The 8,112-nt window shown below is 35.8% G+C and carries 9 protein-coding genes and 2 pseudogenes; 6 read left to right on the top strand and 5 right to left on the bottom strand.

The window, feature by feature from the left end:
• Window positions 1-166 precede the first annotated feature (166 nt).
• From ACFSY7_RS02225 to ACFSY7_RS02205, 5 genes and pseudogenes are all read right to left on the bottom strand, one after another.
• Window positions 167-463 (bottom strand): annotated as a pseudogene (locus ACFSY7_RS02225) (low temperature requirement protein A); the annotation flags it as partial.
• 277 nt (window positions 464-740) lie between these two features.
• Window positions 741-1,214, bottom strand: a complete 474-nt coding sequence (locus ACFSY7_RS02220; RefSeq protein WP_380146647.1) for a hypothetical protein — start codon at window positions 1,212-1,214, stop codon at window positions 741-743.
• 250 nt (window positions 1,215-1,464) lie between these two features.
• Window positions 1,465-1,704, bottom strand: a complete 240-nt coding sequence (locus tag ACFSY7_RS02215) for a hypothetical protein (RefSeq protein WP_380146646.1) — start codon at window positions 1,702-1,704, stop codon at window positions 1,465-1,467.
• Between the two features lie 244 nt (window positions 1,705-1,948).
• Complete coding sequence (locus ACFSY7_RS02210) at window positions 1,949-2,125, bottom strand: hypothetical protein (protein WP_380146645.1); 177 nt, start codon at window positions 2,123-2,125, stop codon at window positions 1,949-1,951.
• A gap of 227 nt (window positions 2,126-2,352) precedes the next feature.
• Window positions 2,353-2,550, bottom strand: a complete 198-nt coding sequence (locus ACFSY7_RS02205; protein WP_380146644.1) for a hypothetical protein — start codon at window positions 2,548-2,550, stop codon at window positions 2,353-2,355.
• Between the two features lie 143 nt (window positions 2,551-2,693).
• Here ACFSY7_RS02205 and ACFSY7_RS02200 point away from each other — a divergent pair, with 143 nt between their 5' ends.
• The 6 genes and pseudogenes from ACFSY7_RS02200 to ACFSY7_RS02175 form a co-directional block, all read left to right on the top strand.
• Window positions 2,694-3,803 carry a YibE/F family protein gene (locus ACFSY7_RS02200; RefSeq protein WP_380146643.1) on the top strand — a complete coding sequence of 370 codons (1,110 nt, stop codon included), beginning with the start codon at window positions 2,694-2,696 and terminating at the stop codon, window positions 3,801-3,803.
• Window positions 3,800-4,573, top strand: coding sequence for a YibE/F family protein (locus ACFSY7_RS02195; RefSeq protein WP_380146642.1), 774 nt, complete (start codon window positions 3,800-3,802; stop codon window positions 4,571-4,573). Before ACFSY7_RS02200 ends, ACFSY7_RS02195 begins: the two co-directional genes overlap by 4 nt.
• 117 nt (window positions 4,574-4,690) lie before the next feature.
• A complete protein-coding gene (locus tag ACFSY7_RS02190) occupies window positions 4,691-5,125 on the top strand; it encodes a hypothetical protein (RefSeq protein WP_380146641.1) in 435 nt (144 codons plus the stop codon).
• A 307-nt stretch (window positions 5,126-5,432) separates the two neighbouring features.
• Window positions 5,433-5,978, top strand: a complete 546-nt coding sequence (locus ACFSY7_RS02185) for a hypothetical protein (protein WP_380146640.1) — start codon at window positions 5,433-5,435, stop codon at window positions 5,976-5,978.
• A gap of 77 nt (window positions 5,979-6,055) precedes the next feature.
• Window positions 6,056-7,409: pseudogene (locus ACFSY7_RS02180) on the top strand (IS3 family transposase).
• Window positions 7,410-7,764: 355 nt separating this feature from the next.
• A partial coding sequence (locus tag ACFSY7_RS02175) for a transposase (RefSeq protein WP_449274621.1) occupies window positions 7,765-8,112 on the top strand: 348 nt, incomplete at its 3' end.

Here is an 8,112-nt window from a genome sequence, read left to right as displayed (position 1 = left end):
GAATTTATACGCTTGATGTGGCATGACAGACACCTCCTTTTTTTGAATAGTATAATAGGAACAGATGTTCTTTTCAACAAATTAGTACTGGCAGAATCATTGGGTCCGCAGAATACCCCTCCCTACTCACTACGTTCCTTGAGGGAGGGGTATTCTGCAAAGAAACGATAAAGTATGAATCAAAATCAGTAGATAAACTTGCAATCATTACTAACGCAAATAGCATTTGTAAGATTAGAAAAAATCGATGATGTATTAGATCCTGACCAAATCGGTTCGTAAATAGGGTTTGTCCTACCCAGCTCCACCAAATCGGAATAAAAATTAAGACAAATTTCACGATAGATTCAAGGGGAATTTCCCTCTGTTCTCCACGGATAAGTACACTTGTAACAGTTGCTATTGCTGCACCGAATAATAAATCGGAAAACAGCTCTAGCCAAGTGACTTTCTTGTCTTCCATGAAAATCCTCCATTTCTACTTTTAGGTATTGGTCAATTATAAGGTTTTATGAACAATAGTCAATAACATTTTGGCTACATTTCTTATTTTAAAAACACTCAAAATAATATGAATGGTGGCGGTACGGTCCTTATCTAATAATTACTTTCAGCACAGATAACAACTTATTAGCTTGTCATCTATATAAATCTAATGTCAACTAAAAATTCCTATATAATATAACGATGAAAACAAAAAACGCCACTTTTAGTAAAAGCGGCGTTTTGTACGTTACATATTATTTTGCATGCATTTTTGTCATTACCCATCTCGCAATCGGCTGTGCAATAAGTAGTTCAATCCAAAATGCAATACCGAAGTTTCGAAACCAGCTCTTGAAAAAGTTCGCAAATGGGTCTAGACTAATTTCTCTTGTGCCAACCCATGTGCCAATAATCGTAAGAAGAATCGATAAAACCGTCACATTTAATACAATTGTCAGTAAAACTCTCGCATTAAATCCATCCGTCTGACCAACAAACTTGGGCATGATTTTGCCAACAACCGGACCTGCCACAAATCTTACAAGTATCATTACAATAATCCACATAAACGGAATTACCTTTAGCGTTTCTACATATTGAACTAAACTAAAACCAAATTTCATTCCCATAATAATCGGTGCAATCGTATTCACGGATATAAACGAAATAATCAACATGAATAAGATGCCCTCTTTTGCATTTTGAGGAAGCCGCGCCTCTTTGTACATCTCTTTCACCAACTGAAATTTTAATTTCAGTTGGTAGACGTATCAAATGACATATATTTTTAGTAGCAGCACTACCAATATCTCTACATACTGATTCACTTATTATAAAGGCTTATATTATTGAAAAATAGACTTGAAAATTTTTTTATATGTGCGCAAATTTATTAAAGCATCATGATGTGAAACAAAAAAGTAGCGAATTGCTACTTTTTTTGTGTTTTATAGTTATCTTAAAAGGCTCCTACAAGAATCAATAATCCATTTCCTTCTTCATTTCTGCCCATCTCGCTTTATACTTCGCCTTTGGAATACCATGATACTGCTCGTATCGGCACATGCGGCAAGAGCAATGGATTTTGTTCTTGCTTAGCGTGCCTTTCACAGGCATATATTCTGGCTCTCGCTGCCATATATATTTTAAAATAAACCATTTCCTCTCGATGGTTCTTGCTCGCTGATGACGCGTATAGGCTCTCGTCCGTTTGTTCATTTAAAACCGCTCCCTTGAAAGAAAACCGAGCTCGCAAAGCATGTCAAGGGATTACATAGCACGCCCTACAAGCTCGGGGTTTTTCTATTCAAGAATATAAATTGAGTCATCGCTTACCTTCCTTTACATAAAATATTCTATTACTATTATAATATAATCGTTCTATCATGTTGAAGTTTTTAAAGGCCAAATGAAAATACAAAGAAGAAAAAACGCCCATTCCAAAGAATAGGCATTCATTTTATTATTTTAAACCTTTGAAAAAATCTCTGACGATGCGGATAAAATAGATGCCTGCTAAGACAAAGAATAACGCAATAATTACATAGGTACCACTTGTCGTATAATAACCCTCGAATGATTGCAGGAAAATAAATAAGAACGCAAAGGATAAGTAGATGGCTGCTGCGATATGTTTCATTAAGTCACTTCTATGTATGATTTATTAGCCTACTAGTAATAGTCTACCAAAAATGGAAAGCAGTAAAACCGTCCGGATGATGAAAATATGAGGCTGAGACAAAACACGTCATTTTCCTTTTTTAGCGTTCGCAATGACAAACCGGAACCGCGTCACAGCGCGATTCCGGTTTGTCTTATGCTCATAGGAGAGGTTGTTTTTATACGTATGTCCCAGCCTCTTTTTATTTAACCTGGCGTATTTTTTTCTACATTACTTATCCAAACAATACTCAGTGCTAAATAGTAAAAAACAATGATAGGAAAAGATGCTTCTAAGGCTGGCCAAAATGCAGCGTCTCGCAGCACAACTTTTATGCCTGTGACGACAATGATAGATAAAAGCGGGATTGCGATGAAAAAGGTAATAAATAAGATTTTCTCCATAGAATGCTCCTTTTATCGAGTTATTTCATTCCTTAGTTCCGTATGTATCATTTTTAGCTTAAACAAAGGCACTTTCTACTTTATCAACATGCTCAAAACCTGTAAGATAGCTAAGGTATTACAATCAAGGAGGTGCCTAGCGTATGAAATCCTTTCGTAAGTGGTGGCTTGCCGCATTACTCATTCTCTGTGCGGCTGTTTCTATCGTATTTACGCACTATAATGATTCATTTTATCATCAAACCATTGCGACTGTAACAGAAAACACTGTCACAAAAACGGAAGCCGTTACTGATCAATTCAATAATAAAGATACGCTCTATACACAGCAGCTAACTGCAAAAATTACAAATGGTGAAAAAAAAGGCGACGTTATCACGTTAACTAATCAATATTCCGACTCAAAGGGATTTGATAATGAATATGAAATTGGCCATGACTTATTTATCGAAAAAAATAAGCTAGCTGAAAAAAATGACGTACATAGCTATGATATTGTAGGCGTTAAACGAGACGTTCATATCGTTACACTACTCTGGGTATTTATCGCGGTTTTAATTGCGGTAGGGCGTTTACAAGGTCTCTTTTCTGTCATTAGTCTTTTTATTAACGCGGCAATTGTTTGGACCATTATTAGTATTTATACAACATACGACGCCTATCTACTTATACTATGCATCGTTGGGATTTTCCTCTTCACCATTTTATCCCTTCTACTCGTAAATGGTTTTAACGAAAAGACAATGACTGCTATTCTCAGCACATTGGTTGGTACATTCGTATCGCTCGGGCTTGCCTATATTGTCTTAAAGCTGACAAATGAACAAGGTATGCGCTATGAAGAGCTACAATTTATTACGCGGCCCTATAAAACGGTCTTTATGGCAGGCCTTTTCATCGGTTCGCTCGGAGCCGTAATGGATATTGCGATTACGATGTCTTCCTCGCTTTATGGATTGTATGAGAAAAATCCCGCTATTTCTTTAAAAAGACTGGCTCAATCTGGCCGTGAAATCGGAAAAGATATTATGGGCACAATGACCAATATTTTATTCTTTGCCTATGTAAGTGGCTCCATTCCCATGCTGTTACTTTATTTTAAAAATCAATCGGCATTCGGGTACACATTATCCATTAACCTTTCATTAGAGCTTGTTCGTGCCCTTGTTGGCGGCATTGGTATTGTGTTAGCCATTCCGATTTCGCTAGTCATTGTCTTATTCTTTATTAAACGAAAGCAGGCGATACGATGAATATTATTATAGTACTCGCCATTATTTTAGCGATATGTATGCTGATAATTGGCGGCAAAAAAGGATTGCGTTCATTTATTGCTTTATTTTTAAATTTTATTGTCGTAATTGTGCTGCTCTTCTTTATGAATGTTCCACAACTCAACCCGATTTTATTGACGTTTATTGCCTGCATTGTCGTTAGTATCATTAATTTGTTTTATATTAATGAAGTAAATCCCATGACAAAAATCGCATTCGTCTCTACGCTCGCTACTACTGGTTTTCTTGTAGCACTCATCTGGCTCTTCACTAAAAGCTCATTAATTCAAGGGTTTGGCGAGGAAGAAACAGAAGAATTAAGTATGATGTCACTCCATATTGGCCTAGATTTTCAGCAAATCGTAATTTCGGTTATTATTATGAGTACCATCGGCGCCATTACAGATGCAGCCATTGCGATTGCTTCCCCAATGCGGGAAATGCTCACTTTACACCCTGAAGCTACGCGAAAACAATTATTTGATTTTGGCATGCACATTGGCCGAGATATTATTGGTACAAGTGCGAATACATTATTTTTCGCTTTTTTCGGAAGCTACCTAGCCCTACTTATTTGGTTTAATGATCTATCCTATTCACTTGGTGAGATTGTAAACTCCAAAATTTTTAGTAGTGAGCTCATTACGATTTGCTGCGCTGGTATTGGCGTAACCCTTGTCATTCCAATCACAGCTTTCATTGCTTCTTATTTTTTAAAAGATACAAAAGAAGAAACTCACCTTTCATGAAAGGTGGGATTTTTTTTTGTTAAAGGCTGTTTTCGTAAAGTTTGTTGTTTTTAGAATATGCTATACTAAGCATGAAACAGTTTCCAATTATAGCCATTTTATATAGAAGGAGATATTATGAAAAAAATTAAATACTTTATTTCCCTTTTTGGTATCGTCTCCATATTTTTAGTAGGGTGTTCAAACGTAATAGAAAATGAAGAACGCTATATACAAGTTCAACATCGCATTGGTGATGAAAATAAATATGCGAATTTCAAAGAAATTACTAATAATGAACAGGTTCAAAAAGTGAAAGATATTTTAAATGAAATTAATTGGGAACATGCAAAAGTAAATATGACTCACCCACCTGATTACAGATTCATATTTCCATACAAAAATCCTAAAATTGAATCAAAAGCGGTGACATATGAACTTTGGATAACTCCGAACAACGATAAAGTAGAACTTGTTATAGACGCTGAAAGTAACTATATTCAATTAGATACGAGGAATTCAGCAGAACTCTTTGAAATCCTTGTTGGCGAAGAATTATCAAACCAAAAATAATGATTTGACCTCGACTTTAGAGGTCTTTTTTTATGCCCTTTTAAGCAATTCAACAAGTTGATAATTTAATTTTTGACAAGATGAAATAAGCATTCGCTCCATCCACTTGTCAAATGCTAAATGTTTCTCGATCTCAAGCAAGCGAACCAGTAAAAGATAATTGTCTAATATTTTTTAATAACCAAGTATATAGGTCGTTTTTTTACCCAAAATTTAGTAATTTTCAAAAAATCCTATCATTTTATAAGCAGAAATCTAATATATTCTTTCAAATGAAAAAAGTATGCTAATGAAAGGAGGTTTTAACATGAAAAAATTCATTTCATTACTTGCACTATTTTTTATTTTTTTAGGAAGTTTACCGGTCTCTGCAGCAACCATTTATTCCGCCAAACCCTATAAGCCAAGCACTAAATATGTATACAGCATTTATGATGCCTATGCATACGATAAACATGTAACTATTAAATGCAAAAAATTTGATTCCGATTATCTTCATTGCAGCTCTAAAGATGGATTCTATTCATACCGTGTAACAAAGGATGTTTTTGCTTTAAATGCGGGCGGTGATTCCGCAGTAGCTCCCCCCTATATATTTCCGCTGACAAAAGGCAAAACGTATCATAAAACCGGTTATTCAGGTGTGAATTCTTTTGAATATAGCTACAAGGTAATCGAAACAAATACGAAACGAAAAGTTGGTAAAAAAACGTATTCCAATGTCATTAAAATCCTAAATTACTATGATGGTGGCTATACATTCATCGCGAAAAATTATGGGATTATTTTAATTACAACGAATGAACAAGGTTATCAAGTCCCAATATATAAACTGAAAAATTATCATAAATAAAGAAAAAACCACTTCATACTAAATGAACTGCACCCCAATTGTTAGACACATCTAACAATTGGAGGTGCTGTTTTTATATGGCGAAATTTACAGCGGATGAAAAATTACAGGCTGCTTTAAGCTATTTAGAAGGCAAAGAAAATTTCCGTGAAATTGCTAAATCGATTGGAACGGATCATAAAGCTATTCAAAATTGGGTGAAACAATATGAGTATCATGGTGTAAAAGCGTTTGTAAAACGGTATACAAATTTTTCAGCACAGTTAAAACTAGACGTACTAAATTACATGATTGAACATGGTACGTCCTTGCTTGAAACAGCAGCTATATTTAATATAGCTGCTCCATCTACAATCCGTAGTTGGCGAAAACAGTATGAAACACAAGGATTCGATGCCCTTCAGTCAAAGAAAAAGGGGCGTCCATCCATGAAAAAAGAAACGAACAAACAACCAAAACAAACACCAGCAGAAGGCTCTACTGAAGCACTTCAAGCTCGTATTAAGCAGCTTGAAATGGAAAACGAGTATTTAAAAAAGTTGAACGCCTTAGTTCAAGCCAAGGAAAAATCACCAAAGAAGACAAAGTAAGAGTCATCTATGAAGTAAGGCATAAATACTCGGTGAAGGCGCTTGTGGCATTCGCAGGTATTCCACGTAGCACGTACTATGATTACGTCAAGAAGATGAATCGACCGGATCCAGATGCCCAATTAAAAGATGTCATTCAATCGATCTATGAGGAACACGAAGGGCGTTATGGCTATCGTCGTATTCGTGATGAACTCACGAATCGTGGACAAAAAGTGAATCACAAAAAGGTTCAACGTATCATGAAAGAGCTTGGTTTAAAGTGTGTAGTGCGTATGAAAAATATAAGTCTTATAGAGGAACGGTTGGTAAAATTGCGCCAAATATTTTGGATCGAAACTTTACAGCCGAAGCCCCAAATGAGAAGTGGGTAACGGATATTACGGAGTTTAAATTATTTGGCGAAAAGCTTTATTTATCGCCTGTTTTAGACTTATTTAATGGCGAAATTATCACGTATACAATCGGTTCTAGGCCAACGTATTCTTTGGTTTCGGAGATGGTAGAAAAGGCTTTAGAACGCTTGCCAGAAGCTCACCAGCTACTGATGCATTCGGAGCAAGGTTGGCATTATCAAATGAAACAATATCGCCACGCCCTTGAATCAAGAGGCATTGTACAAAGCATGTCACGTAAAGGGAACTGTTACGACAACTCGGTGATGGAGAATTTCTTCGGGATCATGAAGTCTGAATTTCTTTACTTAAAGGAATTTGAAAGTGTCGAGCATTTTAAGCAACAACTAGAAAACTATATAAACTATTACAACACGAAACGTATCAAGGCAAAATTAAAAATGAGTCCGGTAGAGTACCGAACTCAGTTTAACCAAGCTGCCTAATGAAATAACCATGTCTAACTTTTAGGGGTCACTTCAATCATGTAGAAGATAATGAGGTTTTTAGCTGATTAGAAATTAATCATCTAAATCATATTCATATATAGGGTTCAAAAGCATTAGAACAAATACAATAAAGTTGTTATGACCATCAGATTCGTCTATTTCTTCTATTCCATCTTCAGGTTTGAATTTTTTTCCTTTGTTTTGTTGAATAATTTCAAGATATTTTTCAACAAACTTATCTTCTGTTAAAGATTCTATGTCAATTAAAATATCTTTATATGCACGAAGACTTCCTTTATCATAATATTTAAATTCTAGTTGTTCTTTAGGTGAACGACTGAGAGCGTAAAATATTTTGTGTAAATGNCAAAATGGCAATATCAGTGAAGTTTTTCGTAGTCATCTTGAAAAAGCGGTCAATACGCTGTTAGCGCAGGAGTTAACGGCGTTTTTGGACGATGAAAAATACGATCGCATCGGCTTTAACTCTGGCAACTCACGAAATGGTGTGTACGAACGCACGCTGCACACGGAGTATGGCGACTTAAAGCTGGCAATCCCACGTGATCGCAATGGCGATTTTCGTCAACAGACCATTGCGCCGTATAAACGCTCGAACGATACGCTTGAAAATACGGTCATTCACTTGTTTCAAAAAGGCATTACGATGACGGAGATTGCCCACCTCATTGAACGAATG

Source organism: Kurthia populi (assembly GCF_042686175.1).
Classification (GTDB): Bacteria; Bacillota; Bacilli; order Bacillales_A; family Planococcaceae; genus Kurthia; species Kurthia populi.
This window is presented reverse-complemented; position numbering and strand designations above follow the sequence as displayed.